Origin of the sequence: Neisseria perflava (assembly GCF_019334725.1) — a bacterium.
Lineage (GTDB): Bacteria > Pseudomonadota > Gammaproteobacteria > Burkholderiales > Neisseriaceae > Neisseria > Neisseria subflava_A.
On sequence record NZ_CP079818.1, the window covers coordinates 1,856,103 to 1,878,552 of the forward strand.

Genomic DNA, 22,450 nt, shown 5'->3' on the forward strand with positions numbered 1-22,450 from the left:
TCTTGTCGGCAACTAATTGAATAATAATATCAGCAGACAAAATAGGAACAACAGCGTACAGCTCGATGTTGCAATCAATGCCGTACCCAACGGCGGCGCGATATATTTTTCTTCGTTTTTGTTTCTCAGACATAGTTTCAATGCCAACATCCCCAGCCACAGTGCCAGCAACCAACAACCCAGAAAGTTAAGCGCAAGCAAAGCAATAATCAACTCATTGGTATTTATAGTACTTACGTTCAAAAATATCCAATTAAGGCCGTTAACAGACATAATGACTGCAGATATTTGTATCACATACAAAAGCGTTCCGCCCAACAATACCCTGATATGCCATTGTTTGGCCTTCAGCCACACTGAGACGACATTAAAAAGCCACCACAAAGCCATAAACGTCATTAAAGAGATTTCATAACGGTCCATCGCTCTACTCCTGAAAAACAGTCAATCCAGCCATTTCAAAAAAAGCCCGATATGCCGCCGCTTTTTTCGCCAAACTCAAAGGATAGGCACGCGAAGTCGAAGGCAGGCGCGTCAGAGTCAAATCACGCCCCGCATAGGGGAACGGTACTGTTTCGCCGGTCTTCGGCATTTTCATGCCGCTGCCTTGAATCTCCAACAAAACTTCGGTTGCCTTGCCGCCGGTGGTGCAAAGATGGCGGCACTTGGGCATTTGCGCCAATACTGCTGCCAAATCGACGGTTTCTATCACTTTTAAAAACTTATCCGAAGCATTGCCATGTTCGCGTATTGCCTTCAACACGGTCGGACAAGATGCAATCCCCTTCTCACTTAAAAACGCTTTGATTTTATCGGCGTCAAACGCTTTTTCGCCCTGCTTTTGAAAATGCGCCGCATCGCCGAAAAACACCAGCCCATACACACGCCACATATCGTTTTGAAAATTCGGATAATGAAACTGCATCGCGTGTTTTTCTTCTTTAGGCGGAAACGTCCCCATCATCATGACCGTTGCCTGCGGAGGCAACAAGGCTGCGAAGGGGTGGGACTCAACGATTGACTCTTGCATATCTGTATTCCGGTTGTTTTTCATTCAAACAAATTTTCAGACGGCCTTTACTGCCTGAATAAACGCCGCCATTTTCTCCCTGCTCTTAACCCCGCCGGAGATCTCCACGCCGCCGGACACATCCACCGCCGCCGCGCCACTGATTTTTACCGCTTCGGCAACGTTTTCCGCAGTCAATCCGCCGGCAAGTATCCACGGTTTGCCGATATTGCCGTGCAACATGGTCCAATCGAAACTTTGTCCCGTACCGCCGTATTCGGTCGGATGATAAGCATCAAACAACAAGGCGCGTGCATTCGGAAATTTGGCACAGGCCGTCTGAATATCGGCTGCGGACTGTACACGCACGGCCTTCAAATACGGGCGGTCAAACCGACGGCAAAAATCATCGTCTTCATCGCCATGAAACTGAATCATATCTATCGGCACCTGACGCAGAATCTCGCGGATGGTTTGCTCGTTTTCATTCACAAACAAGGCCACCACCGATACAAACGGCGGCAGATTTTTCACAACCGCCTGCGCCTGCTCAATATTCACTGCCCGTTTACTCTTGGCGTAAAACACCAGCCCGATGGCATCCGCGCCCAATTCGGCAGCGGCCAGCGCGTCTTCAGGTCGGGTAATACCGCAAATTTTGGTGCGTATGGTGTTCATGGGGATTGCCTTTTTAAACAGATGGGTCGGATATTATATAAGTTTAAGGCCGTCTGAACATGAAATATCAGGTTCAGACGGCCTTAAACTTTGAATCAACCATCAGCCGATAATTGCTAATAACTTTGTGATTATTACCCTGTTCTTATACTGCCTATTTTTTCATCACAATTAATTTATTCTTTATTATCAAATATCAAACCAAACTATCCACAATTGGATTCACACAAAATTTGGATAATGCCCGTCAATAAAAAATATTAAGGCCGTCTGAAAAAGTCTTTCAGACGGCCTTTTAGCCTTTTTACTCAAACGGTTTCTTCTGCCAATAAAACTTATCCTTTTTCAGACGGCCTTGAAATATATCGCCCTGTCCCAAAGCAAACACCAACGCGCCTGACAAATCCGTTCTCAACAGAGTAATGCCGTGCGCGCGGACACGATTTTGTACGGCAACGGTCGGATGTTTGTAGGCATTGGCATAGCCGCTGGATGCCACGGCATATTGTGGCGAAACCGTATGCAAAAAGCTGCCTGACGAAGCCGTGCTGCTGCCGTGATGTCCCAATACCAACACTTGGCTATACAGCGCATTGCCGTATTTCTCAATCAAACCTGCCTCGCCCTTCACGCCCAAATCGCCGGTTATCAACAAAGCTTTGCCGTTTGCCACGACACGCAATACGCAGCTTTGATCATTATCTTCCTTACCCGCATTTTCAGACGGCCTGAGCAACTCGAAATCTACGCCGTCCCATTGCCATTTGTCTTCTTGGCAAAACTCCGCATTCGGATAAAACTCAGGTTGTCCGGCAAGCAATTTATCGGTACCGACAGCCGCTACACTTTGAAAACCGCCGTCATGGTCAATATCATGGTGCGACAAAATCAAGCTGTCCAAACGGCGCACACCCATCGCGTTCAAACTCGGCACAATACCTGTTTGCGCCACTTGCTCCGTTCCCGTATCAAACAAAAGATTGCGGTTACGCGTTTGTATCAACACCGACAAACCTTGCCCTGCATCCATCACCGTAACTCTTGCCACCCCCTCCTCCAACTTGGCAGGACGGTAAAACACAAAGCCCAATAAAACCAGACATACCCAAGGTTTCAAGCCCATTCCTTTAGGCAACAATAACAGCAAAGCCGCCATCATCGCCAACACCAGCAAAGGCATGGGCGCCGCTGCGACGGCAAATTCAGGCGATACCGTAGCCAGCCATACCAAACCACGCAAAGTGTATTCCGCCAAAAATGCCGCTACCAACTGGACAAGTTCAAACGGGAAAACCGAACCCAGCAAAGCCAACGGCGTCAACACCCAAGAAAACCAAGGAATAGCCAGCGCATTAACCAACGGACTGAGCAAAGGTAACGAAGCAAACAAATAGCCCAGCAATACCACCGACAATACCGTTGCCGCCCATTGCCCCCGTACAGCCAAACGCCAACCCGACTCTTTCAGACGGCCTGATGAAGCCCAAATCAAAGCAGCAACCAAACCGAAAGACAACCACGTTCCCACGCCCAATACTGCCAACGGGTCCAACAGCAAAACAACGGCCAAGGCCTGCCACCACGCCGTCCAGCCCGAGCCGCCACTGCCGCGCCACCATGCCCACGCAAACGCAGCCAACATCAACACACTGCGTTGCGTCGGTACAGAAAAACCGGCCAAAAGCGCATAAAACAAAGCACCGGCAACACCGCCAGCCAATATCCACACACGCGGTTTTGCCGGAATCCACGGCAAATAACGGAAAATTCGCTTAATCAGCCAGGCAAACAATACCGCCACCATCGTCACATGCAAGCCCGAAATACTGACCAAGTGCGTCAGTCCCAAAGGCCGGAATGCCTGCCACAAAGGCGGCCGCAACGCCGATTGCTCGCCAATACTCAAAGCACGCATCAGCCCTATGCCGTCTGAAAACTCAGGATATTTGTCCGCCGTTCTCTGCCAACTCCGGCTTACCGCATCACGCATATCAGCCAAACCAAAACCACCACCTTGCCGCACGAGTTTCCTGTCGCGCCCCAAAGCACCCATGCCATCGATACCATTGGCCAAAGCCCATGTTTCACGGTTCAAACCGCGCACATTCACTTCACCGATTACCGGCTTTACCCGCGCCGATACAGACCACCTGCTGCCCACCGCCCAATCGCGCCGCTGATAATCCGACAACATCAAATCAAAAGCCTGCCCACGATCATCCCAAGCCCTTGCCGCAAACTGCACACGCCGACCATCATCACGCGGCATATCCGCCACTTCAACCGTCAAAACTTTAGCCGTCGCCTCCCCTGCAGGCCATTGACCGGCCAACACCAGCCCGGTCCGCCACACACCAAACGCCATGCCCATACAGACGGCCAGCGCCAACCAGGCCACAGCAAATCTTCGACACAACGCAAGCGCGCCAATAATTACAGCCAACCAAACCCACCATGACGGCACAAACGGCAACGCAAACGAAAGCACTACCCCAACCACCCAAGCAGGCAACACAAACCACCACGCCATGAACGTTTTCCCTTAAATTATGATTATTAGATATATAATAAATGCTTTTAGTAGATTATGACAAACACCAACCTGCATTAGCAGATAAAAAGAGAGGTTCAAATCATTTCAAAACTGATAGACGCAAAAAAGCGCAATCCGAAACAGATTGCGCTTTTTTATAAACTGGCACGCCCACGGGGAATCGAACCCCGGTTACCGCCGTGAAAGGGCGATGTCCTAACCGCTAGACGATGGGCGCGTAGATTTTCTGTGGCGCACCCGGAGCGATTCGAACGCCCGACCCTCTGGTTCGTAGCCAGATACTCTATCCAACTGAGCTACGGGTGCATCAAGAAAGATTTGAATTATAAAGAGAGGGCTGTTTACTGTCAAGCGTTTTATTTGGAAAACTTGCAGACAGCGTGTAAAATGCGCATTTGCTATTGAATTTACAGAGAATAAAATGTCAGATTTCGCACGCTGGCCGCTCTTATCCGAAGCATTTTCCCGTTTGGGACGGCCTGTGGTCGTGGTGGATTTGGAGACGACCGGTGGAAATTTCTATCAAGACAGGATAACGGAAGTCGCCCTTGTTCGTTTTGAGCAAGGACGCGCCACACATTACGAGCAATTGGTCAATCCTTGCCGCAGCATTCCCGAATTTGTTGCCAGGCTGACCGGAATTCATGATGAAACGGTGAAAAACGCGCCTGTCTTTGCCGATATTGCAGCCGATTTGTTGCCGCTGTTGCAAGGTGCAGTGGTTGTTGCCCACAACAGCCGCTTTGACTACACCTTCCTGCGCCACGAGTTTGCCCGTATCCATACTGACTTTGCCGCACCCTCGCTCTGTACGGTTCAACTGTCGCGCCGCCTGTATCCTGAGTTTTACAAACACAGCCTCGACAGCATTATCGAACGCACCGGCATTCAGACGGCCAACCGCCACCGCGCCATGACCGATGTTGCCGCATTGTGTGATTATCTCGAATTAAGTCTGGCAGAAAAAAATCATCAACAATGGGACGAACACGTCCGTGTATTGATGAATCCGAAAATGTTGCCCACTTGGCTGCCTGATTCGCTCGCCCAACAGCTCTATGCCCTGCCCGACAGTTACGGCGTATTGGTTTGGTTTGACCATTTCGGCAAAGCCCAAGCCATTGAAGCACACGAACGCACATACAGTGAAACCGCCACCCTGCTGCACAGCAAAAAACTGCCGCCGCACATCAAAGCCGCAGCCTCCATCCGTTTTATTCCGGCAGTCGGACAGCTTCATACACTATGGCTCAAAGCCCAGACCATGCAGGAATACCAACTGATGCCGTCTGAAAAATCCACATCGTTTTCTACCGTCCGCTTTATCGCTGACGAACACGGCAGCCTTCAAGCACGCATTGTCTTGTTAAACAGCGGCACCAGAAACTGGCGTCCTTACGGTTTGTTTGCCCACAAAAAAGCAGCCAAACGCGCTTTGACGCAATGGTCGCAAGAACACAGACTCTGCCCAGATTCGCTCAACATTTTGCCGACCAGCTATGCAAAGGGAGAACCCTGCCCTGTCGAGGCCGTCGGAAAATGCAACGGCGACTGCCGCCAGCCAAACGGCATCAAACATCAAAACCAACGCATTGCCGAGCTTGCCGCCCTACTCCCCGTAACCGATTGGGGCAAAGCGCACGAAATTGAAATTACCGAAACCGACCCCCTGACCGGAAACAGCATTACCCTGCTCTGCGCCGGCGGCGCGTTGGCATTGCCTGACGGCAGCTGGTATTTCGACAGCAGCCTGCCTCTCGTGATTAAAAACAAATTCAGGCAAGACAAAGAAAATATCCGTTTGATTGCTTAAAACAAGGCCGTCTGAAAACCAAATTTTCAGACGGCCTATTGTGAATAACTTTCCACTTTATTCTCAAAACAAAAACTGCCTAAATTTTAATCAGAACTTATTTTTATAATAGCAATCAAATACTAAACCAATTTATACACAAGCTGTTCACACAATTTTCAATGAAAGCTGTGTATACCCAGCCCAACGAGTAAACCATGAACAACCCTGAAATCATCTTCTTTGACATCGACGACACCCTCTACCGCAAATACACGGATACCCTGCGTCCTTCGGTTGCCCAAGCCATGCGCGCATTAAAAGCCAAAGGCATTTTGACTGCCATTGCCACCGGCCGTCCGGAAGCCGCCATTCCCGCCAAAGTCAAAGCCTTGATTCAAAAATGCGGTATCGACATGCTCGTTACCATCAACGGCCAATATATTTCCTTTCGCGGCGAACCTCTGCAAAGCTACCCCTTGGACATTGCCGACATCGAAACCGCCATCAACCTGCTTGAACAACACAAAATAGACTACGCATTCGTCAACAACCAAGAAATTGCCGTTTCCTCCCATTCGCCACGCGTTGTCGAAGGCTTATCGCATATCCTGCCCAACTTCCTGACGGACAAAGAATATTTCCGCAAACAACCTGTTTATCAAATGTTGGTCTTTGTGGACAAGGAAGAAGAAAAAATCCTGCAACCGCTAACCCGGCAACACGGCTTCAAATCCGTCCGCTGGCACGAATATGCTGTGGACCTGCTGCGCAAAGAAGGTTCAAAAGCACGGGGCATCGCCCACGCAGTGGAAAAACTGGGCATTGATATGAGCAAAGTAATGGCATTCGGCGACAGCTTCAACGACTTGGAAATGCTGTCAACCGTCGGCTTTGGTGTTGCCATGGGCAATGGCGAAGAAGCAGCCAAAGCGGCCGCACAATTCGTCTGCCCAAGTGTTGATGAAGACGGCGTCTTGCGCGGCTTGCAAGAATTGGGCGTAATTTAAAACATCAAATCAAAAGGCCGTCTGAACATTTTTTCAGACGGCCTTGTTCTATCAATAAACTTCCTGCCTACTTCGGCAATACCAAAAAGCTAATCAGCAATTCTTTAAATACGAATCCAAACACACCCAAGCCCAAAACCAAGAAGAGCATGGCAATGCCGAATTTGCCGGCTTTGGATTCTTTACCCAAGTTCCAAACGATAAAGCCCAAAAAGATAATCAGGCCGCTCAGTAGAATTTTCATTGCCCATGAGGCAAATTCTGCTTCAGTCATATTTTTTCCTTGTATGATTCAGATGTGTGTTCATAAACTTCAGACGGCCTTATCGCAACAGGCCGTCTGAAATATCTTTTTTAAACTTATTTGTTCAAGACTTGTTTCAAATCTTCAATCAAATCGTCAACGTATTCCAAGCCGACAGACAGGCGCACCAATCCCGGGCGGATATTGGCGGCAAGTTTTTCTTCAGGCTGCATACGGCCGTGGGTTGTTGTCCACGGGTGGGTGATGGTTGAGCGCACGTCGCCAAGGTTGGCAGTACGGGAAAAGAGTTCTACGCCGTCCACGATTTTCCATGCGGCTTCCTGATCGGCGACTTCAAAACCGATGACGATGCCGCCGCCGTTTTGCTGTTTGTGGATCAGTTCAGCTTGCGGATGGTCGGGCAAACCGGTGTAGTACACGGCTTGGACTTGCGGCTGTTGTTGCAGCCATTGGGCGATTTTTAACGCATTATCAAACTGTTTTTCCATACGCAGCGACAGGGTTTCCACGCCGCTCAACAGCTGCCATGCGTTAAACGGAGACATCGCCAAACCGCAAGAGTTGCAATATACGGCCACTTGCGTCATCAATTCTTCCGAACCGGCTAACACACCACCCATCACGCGGCCGTGACCGTCAATCGCTTTGGTTGCGGAAGACACGGAAATATCCGCACCGTGCTTCAAAGGCTGCGAACCGGCTGGCGACAAGAGGCTGTTGTCCACCACCAAAAGCGCGCCGATGCTGTGCGCCAGTTCTGCCAACATTTCCAAGTCGGCAACTTCGCCCAAAGGGTTGGACGGCGTTTCCAAAAACAGCAATTTGGTATTGTCTTTAACCGCGGCTTTCCACTCGTTCAAATCGGTTGGCGACACATGACTGACCTCGATGCCGAACTTAGTTACGATATTATTGATAAAACCAACAGTCGTACCAAACAGACTGCGGCTGGAAATAACATGATCACCAGCTTGCAAGAAGGTAAAAAACGCTGCCTGAATCGCGGACATACCGGTCGAAGTGGCTACCGCGCGCTCTGCGCCTTCCAATGCAGCAATGCGTTTTTCAAAAGCGGCAGTAGTCGGATTGGCTGTACGGGTATAGGTAAAGCCTTTAATTTTTTTGGAAAACAAATCTGCCGCATGTTGTGCGCTTTCCCACATGAAGCTGCTGGTCAAAAACAGCGCCTGATTGTGTTCACGATATTCGGTCTGCTCTTTGCCGCCCCGGATGGCCAGCGTTTGCGGATGAAGTTTTTTGTTCATTTATTCTCCAATCTACTGTGTATTCCAATGGACGGAACAATATTTTCCGTCTGTTTAACTTGTTAACATTTTGCGCTTATTCCTGTCATCTTTCAAGCAGGAGGCCGTCTGAACGGTTATTGATAAACCTGTCCGCCGTGCTTCAGCCAACCGTCTTCATGACGGCCTGCCGGGTCATGATGCGTCCAATGGATAACACCGCCCTGCTCCGACCATTCGTATTCGCCGTAAAACGCTACTTTATCGCCTTTTTTCAAACCCTTAATCTTATCGGCAAGGTCGATATTGTGTGCCACCAAAAGCGTCTGGCCGCTGGAGAGCTTCAAGATAAAGCGTTGGTGGCGCGTGCCTTTGTTGTCATCCGGCAGGGTTTTCCATACCGTGCCCTCGCCCTCAACCTGAATATCGCTTTGTTCGTTTTCAAACGCCTGTTTCAAAACCGCTTCGGCTGATTCCTTGTCCGAACCGATTTGCTGCTGAGCCGTATCGGCATTCTTTTTGCCCGCATTATTTTGTTTCTGAACGGCTTCTATTTTCTGGTGATTCTGCGATTGTACCGGCTGCTTGTTTTGCATTTTGTTATAGGCAAATACGGCAACCAAAGCAATCAGCAATACAATGATTTTATTTTTATTCATAACAATCTCAAAAAAAATGCCCGATTCTGCATCGGGCATATCAACTATTTAGAAAGGATATTTATCACGAAAACGTGAGCCGCTATTATACACGCTTCGTAAAATTTTAAGGGAAATTTACGCCGAAGGCCGTCTGAAGCTTTTCAGACAGCCCAGATACTCAACGGCGGTATTTCATTTCGGTCTTCATATCGTCCAAAATACGTTTGACGTTGTGTTCCAACACATCTTCCACCAAGCCCGGAGCCTGCTCGTTCAGCATTTGCTGCAACTGGTAAGTGAACAAGGCCATTTGTTTTTGCACGGCAATCCGAATCATGCCATTGACCGCATCGGCCACATGGGGGCGTAAACGCTTAATCAGACGCTCGGTCAAATCTTTTTCAGAAACGCAGAATACCTCCCGACGGCCAATCGCTTGCGGGTTCAATACATTGATATGGACATTAATGGCCGGTTCTTTTTCAAGGCCGTCTGAAACCGCCTCTTCAGCCACTTCCGCATCATCATTTTCCGGTTTTTCAGTTTCTTCCACTTCAGGCGCATCAAAATCTACGGCACCTGATTTCGGATTCAGTCTGACGGTGCGCGTTGATTCGATATGACGCTCTGAAGCCGCAGCCTGCAATGCCGATTGCGCGCTCAACCAGTTATCCTGCAAAACCACCATTGCATCGGTTTCCACTGCCTCGCCCTCGTCGGCAAGGGCAGTATTGTGTTCCAACTGCCAGCGGTACAAATACTCTTCCAATACTTTTTCACGATTGTCAGCATCCAGTTTATATTCTTTTTTAGGCGCGGTTTTGGGCGCAACATCGACAGCGTCGTCCGATTTTTTGACCAATGGCGCATGAGTCGGCTCAGTATTGAATTGTCGTGCCTGACGCAATCTTTCCAGGCGTTTTTCCCAATTCAGGTCTTCTTCCTCGAGGGCTGTGGGGTCAAGACGGTTGTTTTCCATAATCTCGTTTTTTCATTTTTATTGTGAACCGTATTTCAAACCTAAAATTACTTGAAATACGGCCAATGGTTGGACATATCCGGCAAGCCGGCGCAAGCGTCACATTTTAATATTAATTCGCTATATAATCACTATTTTATTTAACTCAAGGATACATCATGAGCAGCATCGAACAACGCCTCGAATATCTGGAAGAGGCCAACGACGCTTTGCGTATGCAAAACCACGTCCTCGCCACCGCACTCAAAGGCCTCATCCGCTCCCTGCCCTCCGACATGGCCAACGATGCCGTAGAATCCATCCAGCTTGCCTTTGAAGACGCGTTGGCGGAATTGAGCTATGAAGACAGTCCGCACACCGACCTCTTCCATGACGTAACCTACGCATTTTTCCGAGAAAAAGACCACTGATTTCGGCTAGTTTGTTCACAAAATTATGCTAAACTAAGATTTTATCCGTTAACATTTTATTAAGAAAGCACATATCATGAACATGAAAAAATGGCTGGCCACTGCCCTCGCTTGCTCCGCCCTTGCCCTGACTGCCTGCGGCGGTCAAAGCAACAATGCCTCTGCTCCTGCCGATAAAGTGTACCGTGTCGGCTCTAACGCCGAGTTTGCCCCATTTGAATCTTTGGATTCTGCCGGCAAAGTAGAAGGTTTTGACGTTGACTTGATGGACGCCATGGCTAAAGCCGGCAACTTCAAAGTCGAATTCAAACACCAGCCATGGGAAAGCCTCTTCCCTTCTTTGAACAACGGCGACGTGGACATCGTTATGTCCGGCGTAACCATCACTGACGACCGCAAACAAAGCATGCTCTTCAGCGATCCATACTTTGAAATCACCCAAGTTGTCCTCGTTCCAAAAGGCAAAAAAGTAGCTTCTTCCGAAGACCTGAAAAACATGGCCAAAGTCGGCGTGGTAACCGGCTACACCGGCGACTTCTCTGTTTCCAAACTCTTGGGCAACGACAATCCGAAAATCGCCCGCTTTGAAAGCGTTCCTCTAATTATTAAAGAATTGGAAAACGGCGGTCTAGATTCCGTAGTCAGCGACAGCGCGGTTATTGCCAACTATGTAAAAAACAACCCGACCAAAGGCTTGGATTTCATCTCCCTGCCTGACTTCACCATCGAAAACTACGGTATCGCTGCACGCAAAGGCGACGAAGCAACCATCAAAATGTTGAACGATGCACTGAAAAAAGTACGCGAAAGTGGCGAATACGACAAAATTTACGCCAAATACTTTGCTAAAGAAGGCGAAAAAGCCGAAGCAGCCAAATAATCTGGTTTGACTTCCTAAACTAAAGGCCGTCTGAAAACTTTTCAGACGGCCTTTAATCTGGTTAACTCAATTAAACGCAAGCACCCCCTATAATCCGCTTGTTTTTATCTTTCAAATGAAAGACACACCATGATCAAGCCCATCATCCTCAGCCTCGCTGCCGCAACCGCTTTGGCCGCCTGCTCCGCTTCTGAAAAACAAGAATCTCCTAACGTCGGCGTGGCCAATCCGGCTTCCAAATTCTGCGTCAAACAAGGCGGCAAATCCGAAATCAAAAGAGACAAAGACGGCAACGAATACGGCGTGTGCCACTTGCCTGACGGTACCGTTGTCGAAGAATGGGAATATTTCCGTCAACACAACAAATAATTACTCAATCATAGAAAAGGCCGTCTGAACCCAAGTTTCAGACGGCCTTTTTCTTTTAAACAGCGATTATTTTACTTCCAATTTGGTCACGCCACCCATATACGGTTGCAACGCAGCAGGAACATTAATGCTGCCGTCGGCATTTTGATGGTTTTCCAAAACCGCCACCAAAGTACGGCCGACTGCCAAGCCTGAGCCGTTCAAAGTATGCACCAAACGGTTTTTACCGTTTTCATCTTTGAAACGCGCTTTCATGCGGCGAGCTTGAAAATCTTCGCAATTGGAGCAGCTGGAAATTTCACGGTAGGTATTTTGCGCAGGAACCCAAACTTCCAAGTCGTAGGTTTTGGTTGCGCCGAAGCCCATGTCGCCGGTACACAAAGTGATCACGCGGTATGGCAGTTCCAACGCTTTCAAAATATTTTCAGCATGACCGACCATTTCTTCCAGCGCTTCGTATGATTTTTCCGGATGAACGATTTGCACCATTTCCACTTTGTCGAATTGGTGTTGGCGAATCAAACCGCGCACGTCTTTGCCGTATGCGCCCGCTTCGGAACGAAAACATGGGGAATGCGCAGTCAATTTCAACGGCAAATCGCTGCCGGCCACGATGCTGTCGGCAACGGTATTGGTCAGCGTTACTTCGGCGGTCGGAATCAGATATTGCGTTTTCTTGCTCTCGTCACCGCCGCGGGTAACATGGAACAAATCTTCTGCAAATTTAGGCAGTTGGCCCGTGCCCTGCAAAGTGGTGTCATCCACGATATAAGGCGTGTAATGCTCGGTATAGCCGTGTTTCAGCGTGTGCGTGTCCAGCATGAACTGAGCCAAAGCGCGATGCAGACGGGCGATTTGGCCTTTCATCACGGTAAAGCGCGCGCCGGAAAGTTTCGCACCGCCTTCAAAATCCAAACCCAAAGGCTCGCCCAAATCAACATGGTCTTTGATTTCAAAGTCAAATTCTCGCGGCGTGCCAACTTTGCGGACCTCAACGTTTTCAGTTTCGTCTTTACCGACAGGCACACTTTCGTGCGGCAGGTTCGGAATGCTCAGCAGCCAAGCATCCAATTCTTTCTGAACGGCATCCAAATCAGCGGCTGCCTGCTCCAAATCAACTTTGATTTGGGCAACCTGATCCATCGCAGCTTGAGCCTCCTCGTGTTTGCCTTGACCTTTCAACGCACCGATTTGTTTGGAAATACTGTTGCGCGAAGCCTGCAACTCTTCTGTTTTCACTTGAACGGCTTTGCGTTGCTCTTCCAAAGCGTTGAAACGCGCGATATCAAACTCGTAACCGCGGGCGGCCAAACGTTCGGCAACTGCGGCGGTATTGCTGCGGAGCAATTGGATGTCTAACATTGTTTTCTCTCGTTAAGATTCAGAATGGCATTATTGTAAACCAATTTAAAGATATTTTCACAGCGACAGGCCGTCTGAAAACAAAAAACGCCCCTGCAAAAGCAGGAGCGTTTTTTAAGAATTCTGGCACGCCCACGGGGATTCGAACCCCGGTTGCCGCCGTGAAAGGGCAGTGTCCTAGGCCTCTAGACGATGGGCGCGTAACCGAAGCGCGAACTATACAGAAACCCTTTTCTTCTGTCAACGCCTTTACTGCATTTTTAAAGAGGCTGCCGATTTCCGTATGTTATTTTCCCTGTATAATGCCGGTTTTAATAAAAAGGAAAACTCGCCATGTGGTTTAAGCAAATCAGTTTTTATCCGCTCAACAAAGACAAGTTGCCCGAATTGGAAGTCCTTGCCGACAAATTGGCGCAATCCGAATTTGCCCATTGTCAGGGTTTGGACTGGTTTAGCGAAGGCTTTTCCACGCCGGTTTCCTTTTCGCCAGAGCTAGTTTTCCCTGCCGATTACACTTGGCGCGTTGCCCTGAAAAAAGAAGAAAAAGTCCTGCCTGCCGGCGTCATCCGCGATATTTTGGATGAAAAGGTTTTGGAAATCCAAAACAACGAAGCGCGTAATGTAGGCCGTAAGGAAAAACAAGAACTGAAAGAACAGATTACTGACGACCTGCTGCCCCGTGCCTTTACGCGCAGCAGCCGCACACAGGCGATTTTCGACACGCGCCACGGGTATCTTTTGGTCAACAATGCCGCCTCTGCCAAAGCGGAAAATATCCTGACCAAACTGCGCGAAGCGTTGGGTGGTTTGGAAGCCGCCCTGCCCAACACCAAACAATCGCCCTCCTCCCTGATGACCAGCTGGCTGCTGCAAGGCCATTGCGAAGGCGGTTTTGAATTGGACAGCGATTGCGAACTCAAAGGCGTAGGCGATGTTGTTCCGGTCGTCAAAGTTTCCAAACAAGACCTGACCGCCGATGAAGTGGTACAACACGTCAAAAATGGCAAAACCGTTACCCAGCTGGGTTTGGTATGGCGCGAACAAATCGCGTTCATCCTTACTCAAGACTTTACACTCAAACGCATCCAGTATCTGGACGTTTTGCAAGAAGAAGCCGAAAGCAACGGCGACGATGCAGCCAGCCTCGCCTTTGCCTCACAAATCCTGATGACCGAAGCCATCAGCACCATGTTGGAAGAACTGGTTTCTTATTTGGGCGGCTGGCAAGAATAATTTTTCAGACGGCCTTTTGATTGGGAAATATCAAAGGCCGTCTGAAATATAATACGCATGGTTTCCGCCTGTTGGGCGCGCTCTTCAGGCGTGGCGAGGCTGTCCACACGGGCAAAGTGTGTAAGCTTCTGCACTTCGTCCACACCTTTGACCAGCTCGGCGACAGTACTGTTGCAGCGTTCCGTGAGCAGCTCACGCCAGTCGGGCACAAAACGCACGATGTCGGCCAAAAGCGTGGCGGCCACCGCATCGGGCAGCAAATCCAATTCGTTCACCATACGCGCCGCACCCAAAAGGTGCGCCAAAAGCGGCTCGCCCGCAGGCGTGGCCGCATCGGCAGGATAATGCGTCTCGGCCAGCGACAAGGCCGTCTGAAGCAGCTTTTGCGCAGGTTCGGGCAAACCGGCGGTGTGCGCGTCAAACCACGCGCGGGATTCTTGCAGCGGTGCGGCGGGGATTTCCGGTGTTTGTCGTGTGTTGCTCATGGCATGCCGTTTCTCCGTTTGTTTTGTTTCGACATAGCGGCTGTATTGTAGCAGCTTGCCCGTATTTTGCGACAAAGCATGTTTCAGACGGCCTGGGCTACCCAACTTGCAATAACATATAAACATCAAAATAAAACAAACAATTAGCGTGTAAATGTGCTTGCAGTGAAAAATATTGGGAATAATATTTATGCAAGTAATAATTTTTATCAAGAAGGAGATGAGTGTGAAATTTTTAGCTGCTTTGTTGTGGCCGGCCATGTTGCTGCCCATTTTGTCTCATGCCGATAGCGGCATTCAGACGGTCTCTGTTTCTCAAGCATATGCGGATGACGCAACGGGCTGCGGGCAGCTTTATCCTGTAGAGAGCTTCGAGAATTTGTTCAGACAGATGGCCGGCACGCTGCATAGTGCCTGTTTGCTTGATATGCCGCCTGAAGATTTAGCGAAAAAGTGGCAGGTTCCCGTGTACCGGCGCTATCTGCGGCTTTCCGGCCGTTTGCGGCCTGACGGAGAAAAACAGGCGGTACTCAGATGGAAAGACAAGGCAGAGCGGCAGAAATGGCTCAAACACAGGCGGCGTAAGCTAAAACGGCCGACCGACGGCTTTACGGTAGTGCATCAGACCAACTACGACGGCAGTACTTTTTTAGAAATCGAAGCAACGCCTGATTATATAAAACGATACCGTTCATTGTTTCCTGACGACCGTTATCCTGATGATTTGCCGAAACCCTATGTTTCATCTCATATCCTAAGCCCGGTCAGCGTATGCTTTAACAATGGAACAGAACAAGTTTTTCCTAGGTATACGGTAGTAAAACAAGTAGCAGTAGATGAAAACAACCATTTGATCGGGAGTGATAGACATTTGGTTATAAGGGAGGAGAAAGGTGCAGGAATATTATTTCAGCATCCAACAGACAAATGCATTAATGATATTTCCAGCATCTTTCTTATCAGATAGTCGATAGTATTTAATTTTAAAGGTATATGGTATGGCTACAACAGCACAAATCCGGCAGCATTTTTTAAAATTAGGGATGCCTGTTTCGGAAGTTAATCAGATTATTCGGGATTCAATTTTACTGGGGCAAACCCATAACTTTATCAATCAATGGGGGTTAGGGAGTATTCAAGCAATACACTAAATATTCCGGCATATTTTTCCAAAGCAAACTAATTGGCAGTAAAGAAAATAGAAGTATTGTATTCAGTACGGCAGACAAAAGATATCTGACTGCTTCTGATTGGGCTCATGAGTTAGGACATGGTTTGTCGAAAACCATTTCCAAGCTTGATCTTGATATTGATGGAAATCGCAATATAACAGCGAATGAATATGCACGAAGATTTGTTTATGAAGAAGGAAAAGCCGAATACAACCGTTTTCAGTTTGATTTGCGGAACAACCCAAAAGAAACCAAATACGGCTCAAATACAGAAGCAATCAAGGCAATGAACCAGCAACAGGCTGTTGATTATTTTGCCCATAAGATGAAAACCCAAAACCCCAGCGGGCAGCCCGGTGATACTTATTGGACGCTGGCAAAATCTAACTTCTTTGAGAAAACCAATCCAAGCCTGCTAACCGGTAAAACTCCGGCCGAAAAACAAAAAATCCTGCAGGCCGGAATGGATGAGGCGGCACACAGCCATCCAAACAGGTTGTTTGGTGTAGGTGATGAACGGATACGCTTTCAGAAAACCGATCCAAATATGCCGCTTAGTCTGATGCCGATGATGGCACGTGGAAATCCTACGCTGATGGTGGTATTTGTACCTGCCAACAGCCGTTTGGCAGACGGTACGGTAACGACGATAGAAGTATCAGAAAGGATGTCATGATGTTGGGCGCAGTCATCGGCGATATTGCCGGATCACGATTTGAGTTTGACAACTACCGTCACACCGATTTTGACATTTTCAGCCCCGACAGCGACTTTACAGATGACACGATTTGCACTGTTGCCATCGCCGATTGGGTTTTACAAGGCTGCAACGATAATTTGGCCTCTATTTTACAAGGCTGGTGTAGGGCATATCCCTGCGCTAAAGGCGCATATGGCGGCCGCTTCTCACAATGGATAGAATGGAAAGATCCAGAACCTTATAATAGCTGGGGCAACGGCTCGGCCATGCGTGTTTCTGCCGTTGGTTGGACATTTGCCACATTGGAAGAAACCCTGCATTTTGCCGAACAATCCGCTATCGTAACGCACAACCACCCGGAAGGCATTAAAGGTGCGCAAGCCGTAGCCGCCGCCATCTTTTGGGCGCGTACTGGTATAAGCAAAGCGCAAATTAAAGAAAACATTACACGACAATTCGGCTACGACTTGAGCCAAAGTTGCGACCAAATCCGCCCGCATTATCATTTCAACGAAAGCTGTCAGGAAACCGTGCCTCAAGCGATTACTGCCTTTCTTGAAAGCGATGATTTTGAACACGCCATCCGACTGGCAGTTTCCCTTGGCGGAGACAGCGATACCTTGGCGGCCATTACCGGCAGTATTGCCGAAGCCTGCTACGGTATCCCTACGTCTATGCGCGAACACGCTTTAGCCATATTGCCACGCCATATTGCTGAAACCCTGCTGACTTTTGAATCCCAATATCAGGCCGTCTGAAACTGCCTGCAAAAAGGAATGAATGATGAAATACCTCGCCCTACTCCCTATCGCCTTCATGCTGGGCACGCCTGCCATTGCTGAAACCATCAATCCTTATCAGGAAAAAGGTTGCGCTTATGATGGCGATGTCGGCAAAGACGGCAAACCGTCCGGTAAAGGTACATGGAAATGCCAAGACGGCCGCAGTTATGTCGGCACATTTAAAAACGGCAAATTTGACGGCAAAGGCGTATATACCGTTTCCGGCAACGGCGAAACCTTTATCGAACCTTTCTCCTCCAACAGCGCCAAATTACGCAATATGACGCTGGAGGGCGTGTTCAAAAAAGGCAGGGCGCATGGAAACTTTACTGCCTCCCAAAACGGCACACCAGTCTTCATCATGAAATGCGAAGACGGTATGATTAAAGAAGTCAAACTGCCTAAGAAATCTGCTTCCAAAACCAAATAAACAGCCTTTCAGACGGCCTTATCCAGCTTTTAGGCCGTCTGAAACATCAATTGACAAGCCTGTCTAAAGGCTGTCGTGTTGATTTCAAAGAATTTCCAAACAACCCTTACCTCAGGACAACCACCATGAGCATTAAATCCGACAAATGGATACGCCGCATGGCCGAAGAACACGGCATGATTGAGCCGTTCGAGCCCAACCAAATCAAAGAGGCCAACGGTCAACGCATCATTTCCTACGGCACATCCAGCTACGGCTACGACATCCGCTGTGCCAATGAATTTAAAATCTTCACCAATATCAACAGCACCATCGTCGACCCGAAAAACTTCGACCCGAAAAACTTCGTTACAGTCGAAGATGACTGCTGCATCATTCCGCCCAACTCCTTTGCTTTGGCGCGCACAGTCGAATATTTCCGCATCCCGCGCAACGTCCTGACTGTCTGCTTAGGGAAATCCACTTACGCACGCTGCGGCATCATCGTCAACGTTACCCCGTTTGAGCCAGAGTGGGAAGGCTACGTTACGCTTGAGTTTTCCAACACCACCCCCCTGCCTGCCAAAATCTATGCCGGCGAAGGCGTGGCTCAAGTCTTGTTCTTTGAAAGCGATGAAGTCTGCGAAACTTCATACAAAGACCGCAACGGCAAATACATGGGACAAACCGGTGTTACCCTGCCTAAGACTTAATACACAAAATAAAAAAAGGCCGTCTGAAATTTCAGACGGCCTTTTATCATTTCATTTAGAAACGGCGTTTCAGCTTGCAAGCCTGCAAGATATGAACGGCGAGTTCTTCCACAGATTTATCGGTTGTATTGGTAAACGGCACACCGTGGCGTTTGAACATATTTTGCGCATCGGCAATCTCGCTGCGGCAAGTATCGATTTTGGCATAAGTCGAATTAGGACGGCGCTCCTGACGGATTGCCTGCAAGCGTTCAGGCTGAATGGTCAAACCAAACAGCTTGTCTTTATAAGGCTTGACCATACGCGGCAAATCTGTGGATTCCAAATCATCAGGAATCAATGGATAGTTGGCGGCACGGATACCGTATTGCAAGGCCAGATAGAGACAAGTCGGCGTTTTGCCGGAACGGGACACGCCCATCAAAATCACATCCGCTTCCTGCAGGTTTTTATCGCTGACGCCGTCATCATGATTCAGTGAAAAATTGACCGCCTCCATACGCGCATCATAGCGTTGGGTATTGCCGATACTGTGGTGCCCCTGCCGGGCGGCAACCGCCTCCGTATTGAGTTCCTTTTCCAAAAGACCGAGAAAGGTTTCAAAGAAATTAATATGGAACGCATTGGCTTTCTTGATGATTTCACGGATTTCGTCATTGACCACACTGACAAAAGCAATCGGGCGCACGCCGAATTTTTCAGCTGACTGGTTGACTTTGTCTACAACAGCACGCGCTTTTTCAGGCGTATCGATAAACGGATAGGTATGGCGTTTGAACTCAACATTGCCAAATTGGTTCAGCAAGGCTTCACCGATATTTTCAGCGGTCAGGCCGGTTCGGTCGGAAATATAGAAGACTTGGCGTGGATCAGTCATAATGAATCCTCTTGAGGGTAACGTTTCAGACGGCAATCATAGCAGTTACAGCCTTTGCAATAAAGCGATTCCCGACAGATTACACAGGATTACAACAAATTTGAACAATTTTTAGATTGGCACAAAATTTTATTTTTTGCTATTTTGTAGAATTTTATTCTAAAATTGCAAAATAAATCTTGTTTATCAAATTTATTAACTTATTTTGTTTTCCATATTTAACAAGAAGATAACACGTAAAAACATGAATCTGATATTCACATTTCAGAAGGCTACACGCCTGAAAAGCACAATATCACAGACGAATTTGTGATTTTTAAAAAGATAAAACACATGACAGCCATCAAACGAATGGCTACAATAAGCAAGCGGATTTGTTTCTTTTTTAACATTTTTTGGATTGGATTGGACACACAAATGGCCGAAAACTACGTTATTTGGTTTGAAAACCTGCGTATGACTGACGTTGAGCGAGTGGGCGGTAAAAATGCCTCTTTGGGCGAAATGATCAGCCAACTGACTGAAAAAGGCGTGCGCGTTCCCGGCGGTTTTGCAACCACAGCCGAAGCTTATCGTGCTTTCCTGGCTCACAATGGTCTGAGCGAGCGTATTTCCGAAGCCCTGAAACAACTGGATGTTGAAGACGTTGCCGAGTTGGGGCGCGTGGGTAAAGAAATCCGTCAATGGATTTTGGATACTCCGTTCCCTGAGCAGCTGGATGCTGAAATCGAAACAGCTTGGAACAAAATGGTTGCCGATGCCGGCGGTGCGGATATCTCCGTTGCCGTACGTTCTTCCGCAACAGCAGAAGACTTGCCGGACGCTTCTTTTGCCGGCCAACAAGAAACCTTCCTGAACATCAACGGCTTGGATAACGTTAAAGAAGCGATGCACCATGTATTCGCTTCCCTGTATAACGACCGTGCCATTTCTTACCGTGTCCACAAAGGCTTCGAGCACGACATCGTTGCCCTTTCTGCCGGCGTACAACGCATGGTGCGCTCTGACAGCGGTGCCTCCGGTGTGATGTTTACCATCGATACCGAATCCGGTTACGACCAAGTCGTTTTCGTTACCTCTTCTTACGGTCTGGGCGAAAACGTCGTACAAGGCGCGGTAAACCCTGACGAATTCTATGTATTCAAACCTACTTTGAAAGCAGGCAAACCGGCTATCCTGCGCAAAACCATGGGTTCGAAACAAATCAAAATGATCTTTACCGACAAAGCCGAAGCCGGTAAATCTGTAACCAACGTTGATGTACCTGAAGAAGACCGTCAATGCTTCTCCATTACCGACGCCGAAGTAACCGAGTTGGCTCATTACGCGCTGACCATCGAAAAACACTACGGCCGCCCAATGGACATCGAATGGGGCCGTGACGGCTTGGATGGCAAACTCTACATCCTGCAAGCACGCCCTGAAACTGTAAAATCTCAAGAAGACGGCAGCCGCAACCTGCGCCGCTTCTCTATCAACGGCGAAAAAGTTGTCTTGTGCGAAGGTCGTGCCATCGGTCAAAAAGTTGGCCAAGGTAAAGTTCGCTTGGTGAAAGATGCTTCCGAGATGGATTCCGTTGAAGCAGGCGACGTACTCGTTACCGACATGACCGACCCGGATTGGGAACCGGTAATGAAACGTGCTTCCGCCATCGTGACCAACCGTGGCGGCCGTACCTGCCACGCAGCGATTATCGCGCGTGAATTGGGTATTCCGGCTGTTGTAGGTTGTGGCGACGCTACCGATCTGCTGTCCGAAGGCCAAGAAGTTACCGTATCTTGTGCCGAAGGCGATACCGGCTTCATCTACTCCGGCCTGCTGGACGTACAAATTACCGATGTTGCTTTGGACAACATGCCTAAAGCCCCTGTCAAAGTGATGATGAACGTTGGTAACCCTGAATTGGCATTCAGCTTCGCCAACCTGCCTAGCGAAGGTATCGGCTTGGCGCGTATGGAATTCATCATCAACCGTCAAATCGGTATCCACCCTAAAGCCTTGTTGGAATTTGACAAACAAGACAATGAGTTGAAAGCGGAAATTACCCGCCGCATCGCCGGCTATGCCTCTCCTGTCGACTTCTATGTCGATAAAATCGCAGAAGGTGTGGCAACTTTGGCTGCTTCGGTTTATCCACGCAAAACCATCGTCCGTATGTCTGACTTCAAATCCAACGAGTACGCTAACTTGGTGGGTGGCAGCATCTACGAACCACACGAAGAAAACCCAATGTTGGGCTTCCGTGGTGCAGCGCGTTATGTAGCCGATAACTTCAAAGACTGCTTCGCACTCGAGTGTAAAGCCTTGAAACGCGTTCGCGATGAAATGGGCTTGACCAACGTCGAAATCATGATTCCATTCGTTCGTACTTTGGGTGAAGCGGAAGCTGTTGTTAAAGCCCTGAAAGAAAACGGTTTGGAACGCGGCAAAAACGGCCTGCGCCTGATCATGATGTGCGAGTTGCCAAGCAACGCTGTATTGGCAGAACAATTCCTGCAATACTTCGACGGCTTCTCCATCGGCTCTAACGACATGACCCAGCTGACCCTCGGCCTCGACCGTGACAGCGGTTTGGTATCCGACTCCTTCGACGAGCGCAACCCTGCCGTTAAAGTGATGTTGCACTTGGCAATCTCTGCTTGCCGCAAACAAAACAAATACGTCGGTATTTGCGGTCAAGGTCCATCAGACCATCCGGACTTTGCCAAATGGCTGGTTGAAGAAGGTATCGAGAGCGTATCGCTCAACCCTGATACCGTCATTGAAACCTGGCTGTATCTGGCTAACGAATTGAACAAATAAGTTCAATAAGACAAAAATCCCCTGCCCGTTTATCCCGGCAGGGGATTTTTATTGCCTTATTCAATACCGTCTGAAAAAACTTTC

General features: G+C 48.7%; 23 protein-coding genes, 3 tRNA genes and 1 pseudogene. 13 read left to right on the forward strand and 14 right to left on the reverse strand.

Annotated features, from left to right (window positions below):
- Window positions 1-12: 12 nt before the first annotated feature.
- The 6 genes from LPB400_RS08905 to LPB400_RS08930 form a co-directional block, all read right to left on the reverse strand.
- A complete protein-coding gene (locus LPB400_RS08905; protein ID WP_219088773.1) occupies window positions 13-423 on the reverse strand; it encodes a hypothetical protein in 411 nt (136 codons plus the stop codon).
- 4 nt (window positions 424-427) lie between these two features.
- Complete coding sequence (locus LPB400_RS08910; protein ID WP_219088775.1) at window positions 428-1,030, reverse strand: DNA glycosylase; 603 nt, start codon at window positions 1,028-1,030, stop codon at window positions 428-430.
- Between the two features lie 36 nt (window positions 1,031-1,066).
- Window positions 1,067-1,687: a phosphoribosylanthranilate isomerase gene (locus LPB400_RS08915; protein ID WP_107791964.1), complete on the reverse strand. Its 621-nt coding sequence runs from the start codon at window positions 1,685-1,687 to the stop codon at window positions 1,067-1,069.
- Between the two features lie 304 nt (window positions 1,688-1,991).
- Window positions 1,992-4,217 (reverse strand): DNA internalization-related competence protein ComEC/Rec2, encoded by a 2,226-nt coding sequence (locus LPB400_RS08920; RefSeq protein ID WP_219088778.1) that lies wholly within the window; start codon window positions 4,215-4,217, stop codon window positions 1,992-1,994.
- A gap of 166 nt (window positions 4,218-4,383) precedes the next feature.
- Window positions 4,384-4,458: transfer RNA gene (locus tag LPB400_RS08925), tRNA-Glu, on the reverse strand.
- Window positions 4,459-4,470: 12 nt separating this feature from the next.
- Window positions 4,471-4,547 (reverse strand) — tRNA-Arg (locus tag LPB400_RS08930).
- Between the two features lie 115 nt (window positions 4,548-4,662).
- Between LPB400_RS08930 and LPB400_RS08935 the strand changes: the two genes are divergently transcribed.
- Window positions 4,663-6,054 carry a 3'-5' exonuclease family protein gene (locus tag LPB400_RS08935; RefSeq protein ID WP_219088780.1) on the forward strand — a complete coding sequence of 464 codons (1,392 nt, stop codon included), beginning with the start codon at window positions 4,663-4,665 and terminating at the stop codon, window positions 6,052-6,054.
- Between the two features lie 197 nt (window positions 6,055-6,251).
- On the forward strand, window positions 6,252-7,043 hold the full coding sequence (locus LPB400_RS08940; RefSeq protein ID WP_219088783.1) for a Cof-type HAD-IIB family hydrolase: 792 nt from the start codon (window positions 6,252-6,254) through the stop codon (window positions 7,041-7,043).
- A gap of 67 nt (window positions 7,044-7,110) precedes the next feature.
- Here the strand turns inward: LPB400_RS08940 and LPB400_RS08945 are convergent, their stop codons facing one another.
- The 4 genes from LPB400_RS08945 to LPB400_RS08960 form a co-directional block, all read right to left on the reverse strand.
- A complete protein-coding gene (locus tag LPB400_RS08945) occupies window positions 7,111-7,317 on the reverse strand; it encodes a DUF2788 domain-containing protein (RefSeq protein ID WP_003680520.1) in 207 nt (68 codons plus the stop codon).
- Window positions 7,318-7,403: 86 nt separating this feature from the next.
- Window positions 7,404-8,573, reverse strand: coding sequence for an O-succinylhomoserine sulfhydrylase (metZ, locus tag LPB400_RS08950; RefSeq protein WP_219088785.1), 1,170 nt, complete (start codon window positions 8,571-8,573; stop codon window positions 7,404-7,406).
- Between the two features lie 116 nt (window positions 8,574-8,689).
- Window positions 8,690-9,250 carry a DUF3465 domain-containing protein gene (locus LPB400_RS08955; RefSeq protein WP_070461635.1) on the reverse strand — a complete coding sequence of 187 codons (561 nt, stop codon included), beginning with the start codon at window positions 9,248-9,250 and terminating at the stop codon, window positions 8,690-8,692.
- A gap of 121 nt (window positions 9,251-9,371) precedes the next feature.
- Window positions 9,372-10,172 (reverse strand): hypothetical protein, encoded by an 801-nt coding sequence (locus LPB400_RS08960; RefSeq protein ID WP_070461636.1) that lies wholly within the window; start codon window positions 10,170-10,172, stop codon window positions 9,372-9,374.
- Between the two features lie 158 nt (window positions 10,173-10,330).
- Between LPB400_RS08960 and LPB400_RS08965 the strand changes: the two genes are divergently transcribed.
- The 3 genes from LPB400_RS08965 (at window position 10,331) to LPB400_RS08975 (ending at window position 11,831) form a co-directional block, all read left to right on the forward strand.
- Entirely contained in the window at window positions 10,331-10,582 is a 252-nt protein-coding gene (locus tag LPB400_RS08965) for an NGO1151 family protein (protein ID WP_003680526.1), read from the forward strand.
- A 76-nt stretch (window positions 10,583-10,658) separates the two neighbouring features.
- Window positions 10,659-11,462, forward strand: a complete 804-nt coding sequence (locus tag LPB400_RS08970; protein ID WP_070461637.1) for a basic amino acid ABC transporter substrate-binding protein — start codon at window positions 10,659-10,661, stop codon at window positions 11,460-11,462.
- Window positions 11,463-11,591: 129 nt separating this feature from the next.
- Complete coding sequence (locus tag LPB400_RS08975) at window positions 11,592-11,831, forward strand: putative hemolysin (protein ID WP_070461638.1); 240 nt, start codon at window positions 11,592-11,594, stop codon at window positions 11,829-11,831.
- 66 nt (window positions 11,832-11,897) lie between these two features.
- Here LPB400_RS08975 and serS read toward each other — a convergent pair whose 3' ends face one another.
- Window positions 11,898-13,193, reverse strand: coding sequence for a serine--tRNA ligase (gene serS, locus LPB400_RS08980; RefSeq protein WP_070461639.1), 1,296 nt, complete (start codon window positions 13,191-13,193; stop codon window positions 11,898-11,900).
- Window positions 13,194-13,317: 124 nt separating this feature from the next.
- Window positions 13,318-13,393: transfer RNA gene (locus LPB400_RS08985), tRNA-Glu, on the reverse strand.
- Window positions 13,394-13,526: 133 nt separating this feature from the next.
- Here LPB400_RS08985 and LPB400_RS08990 point away from each other — a divergent pair.
- A complete protein-coding gene (locus LPB400_RS08990) occupies window positions 13,527-14,426 on the forward strand; it encodes a recombination-associated protein RdgC (RefSeq protein WP_070461640.1) in 900 nt (299 codons plus the stop codon).
- A 53-nt stretch (window positions 14,427-14,479) separates the two neighbouring features.
- On the opposite strand, the pseudogene LPB400_RS08995 reads toward LPB400_RS08990, so the two are convergent.
- Window positions 14,480-14,911: pseudogene (locus LPB400_RS08995) on the reverse strand (HD domain-containing protein); the annotation flags it as partial.
- A 220-nt stretch (window positions 14,912-15,131) separates the two neighbouring features.
- Between LPB400_RS08995 and LPB400_RS09000 the strand changes: the two are divergent.
- From LPB400_RS09000 to dcd, 6 genes are all read left to right on the forward strand, one after another.
- Window positions 15,132-15,878, forward strand: a complete 747-nt coding sequence (locus tag LPB400_RS09000; RefSeq protein WP_225905513.1) for a hypothetical protein — start codon at window positions 15,132-15,134, stop codon at window positions 15,876-15,878.
- A gap of 31 nt (window positions 15,879-15,909) precedes the next feature.
- Window positions 15,910-16,062 carry a hypothetical protein gene (locus LPB400_RS11080; RefSeq protein WP_225905468.1) on the forward strand — a complete coding sequence of 51 codons (153 nt, stop codon included), beginning with the start codon at window positions 15,910-15,912 and terminating at the stop codon, window positions 16,060-16,062.
- Window positions 16,063-16,186: 124 nt separating this feature from the next.
- Window positions 16,187-16,759: a hypothetical protein gene (locus tag LPB400_RS11085; RefSeq protein WP_070462023.1), complete on the forward strand. Its 573-nt coding sequence runs from the start codon at window positions 16,187-16,189 to the stop codon at window positions 16,757-16,759.
- Complete coding sequence (locus tag LPB400_RS09010; protein WP_070462021.1) at window positions 16,759-17,541, forward strand: ADP-ribosylglycohydrolase family protein; 783 nt, start codon at window positions 16,759-16,761, stop codon at window positions 17,539-17,541. The genes LPB400_RS11085 and LPB400_RS09010 overlap by 1 nt, the downstream gene beginning before the upstream one ends.
- 22 nt (window positions 17,542-17,563) lie before the next feature.
- Window positions 17,564-17,995 (forward strand): hypothetical protein, encoded by a 432-nt coding sequence (locus LPB400_RS09015; RefSeq protein ID WP_070462019.1) that lies wholly within the window; start codon window positions 17,564-17,566, stop codon window positions 17,993-17,995.
- A 125-nt stretch (window positions 17,996-18,120) separates the two neighbouring features.
- Window positions 18,121-18,687 carry a dCTP deaminase gene (gene dcd / locus LPB400_RS09020; RefSeq protein ID WP_003680541.1) on the forward strand — a complete coding sequence of 189 codons (567 nt, stop codon included), beginning with the start codon at window positions 18,121-18,123 and terminating at the stop codon, window positions 18,685-18,687.
- A gap of 55 nt (window positions 18,688-18,742) precedes the next feature.
- Here the strand turns inward: dcd and ppsR are convergent, their stop codons facing one another.
- Complete coding sequence (ppsR, locus tag LPB400_RS09025; protein WP_036491303.1) at window positions 18,743-19,564, reverse strand: posphoenolpyruvate synthetase regulatory kinase/phosphorylase PpsR; 822 nt, start codon at window positions 19,562-19,564, stop codon at window positions 18,743-18,745.
- A 417-nt stretch (window positions 19,565-19,981) separates the two neighbouring features.
- Between ppsR and ppsA the strand changes: the two genes are divergently transcribed.
- Window positions 19,982-22,366, forward strand: coding sequence for a phosphoenolpyruvate synthase (gene ppsA, locus LPB400_RS09030; RefSeq protein WP_219088789.1), 2,385 nt, complete (start codon window positions 19,982-19,984; stop codon window positions 22,364-22,366).
- The last annotated feature ends 84 nt before the right edge of the window (window positions 22,367-22,450 follow it).

Excerpts from the sequence above, each read along its gene's own strand:
- LPB400_RS08965 (WP_003680526.1), top strand. The coding sequence starts at position 10,331 with ATGAGCAGCATCGAACAACGCCTCGAATATCTGGAAGAGGCCAACGAC.
- ppsA (WP_219088789.1), top strand. The coding sequence starts at position 19,982 with ATGGCCGAAAACTACGTTATTTGGTTTGAAAACCTGCGTATGACTGAC.
- LPB400_RS08955 (WP_070461635.1), bottom strand. The coding sequence starts at position 9,250 with ATGCCCGATGCAGAATCGGGCATTTTTTTTGAGATTGTTATGAATAAA.
- LPB400_RS08990 (WP_070461640.1), top strand. The coding sequence starts at position 13,527 with ATGTGGTTTAAGCAAATCAGTTTTTATCCGCTCAACAAAGACAAGTTG.
- LPB400_RS08935 (WP_219088780.1), top strand. The coding sequence starts at position 4,663 with ATGTCAGATTTCGCACGCTGGCCGCTCTTATCCGAAGCATTTTCCCGT.
- LPB400_RS08920 (WP_219088778.1), bottom strand. The coding sequence starts at position 4,217 with ATGGCGTGGTGGTTTGTGTTGCCTGCTTGGGTGGTTGGGGTAGTGCTT.
- ppsR (WP_036491303.1), bottom strand. The coding sequence starts at position 19,564 with ATGACTGATCCACGCCAAGTCTTCTATATTTCCGACCGAACCGGCCTG.
- LPB400_RS08960 (WP_070461636.1), bottom strand. The coding sequence starts at position 10,172 with ATGGAAAACAACCGTCTTGACCCCACAGCCCTCGAGGAAGAAGACCTG.
- LPB400_RS08915 (WP_107791964.1), bottom strand. The coding sequence starts at position 1,687 with ATGAACACCATACGCACCAAAATTTGCGGTATTACCCGACCTGAAGAC.
- dcd (WP_003680541.1), top strand. The coding sequence starts at position 18,121 with ATGAGCATTAAATCCGACAAATGGATACGCCGCATGGCCGAAGAACAC.
- LPB400_RS09000 (WP_225905513.1), top strand. The coding sequence starts at position 15,132 with ATGAGTGTGAAATTTTTAGCTGCTTTGTTGTGGCCGGCCATGTTGCTG.
- LPB400_RS08905 (WP_219088773.1), bottom strand. The coding sequence starts at position 423 with ATGGACCGTTATGAAATCTCTTTAATGACGTTTATGGCTTTGTGGTGG.
- LPB400_RS08910 (WP_219088775.1), bottom strand. The coding sequence starts at position 1,030 with ATGCAAGAGTCAATCGTTGAGTCCCACCCCTTCGCAGCCTTGTTGCCT.
- LPB400_RS11080 (WP_225905468.1), top strand. The coding sequence starts at position 15,910 with ATGGCTACAACAGCACAAATCCGGCAGCATTTTTTAAAATTAGGGATG.
- LPB400_RS08945 (WP_003680520.1), bottom strand. The coding sequence starts at position 7,317 with ATGACTGAAGCAGAATTTGCCTCATGGGCAATGAAAATTCTACTGAGC.
- serS (WP_070461639.1), bottom strand. The coding sequence starts at position 13,193 with ATGTTAGACATCCAATTGCTCCGCAGCAATACCGCCGCAGTTGCCGAA.
- LPB400_RS08975 (WP_070461638.1), top strand. The coding sequence starts at position 11,592 with ATGATCAAGCCCATCATCCTCAGCCTCGCTGCCGCAACCGCTTTGGCC.
- LPB400_RS08940 (WP_219088783.1), top strand. The coding sequence starts at position 6,252 with ATGAACAACCCTGAAATCATCTTCTTTGACATCGACGACACCCTCTAC.
- LPB400_RS09015 (WP_070462019.1), top strand. The coding sequence starts at position 17,564 with ATGATGAAATACCTCGCCCTACTCCCTATCGCCTTCATGCTGGGCACG.
- LPB400_RS08970 (WP_070461637.1), top strand. The coding sequence starts at position 10,659 with ATGAACATGAAAAAATGGCTGGCCACTGCCCTCGCTTGCTCCGCCCTT.
- metZ (WP_219088785.1), bottom strand. The coding sequence starts at position 8,573 with ATGAACAAAAAACTTCATCCGCAAACGCTGGCCATCCGGGGCGGCAAA.
- LPB400_RS09010 (WP_070462021.1), top strand. The coding sequence starts at position 16,759 with ATGTTGGGCGCAGTCATCGGCGATATTGCCGGATCACGATTTGAGTTT.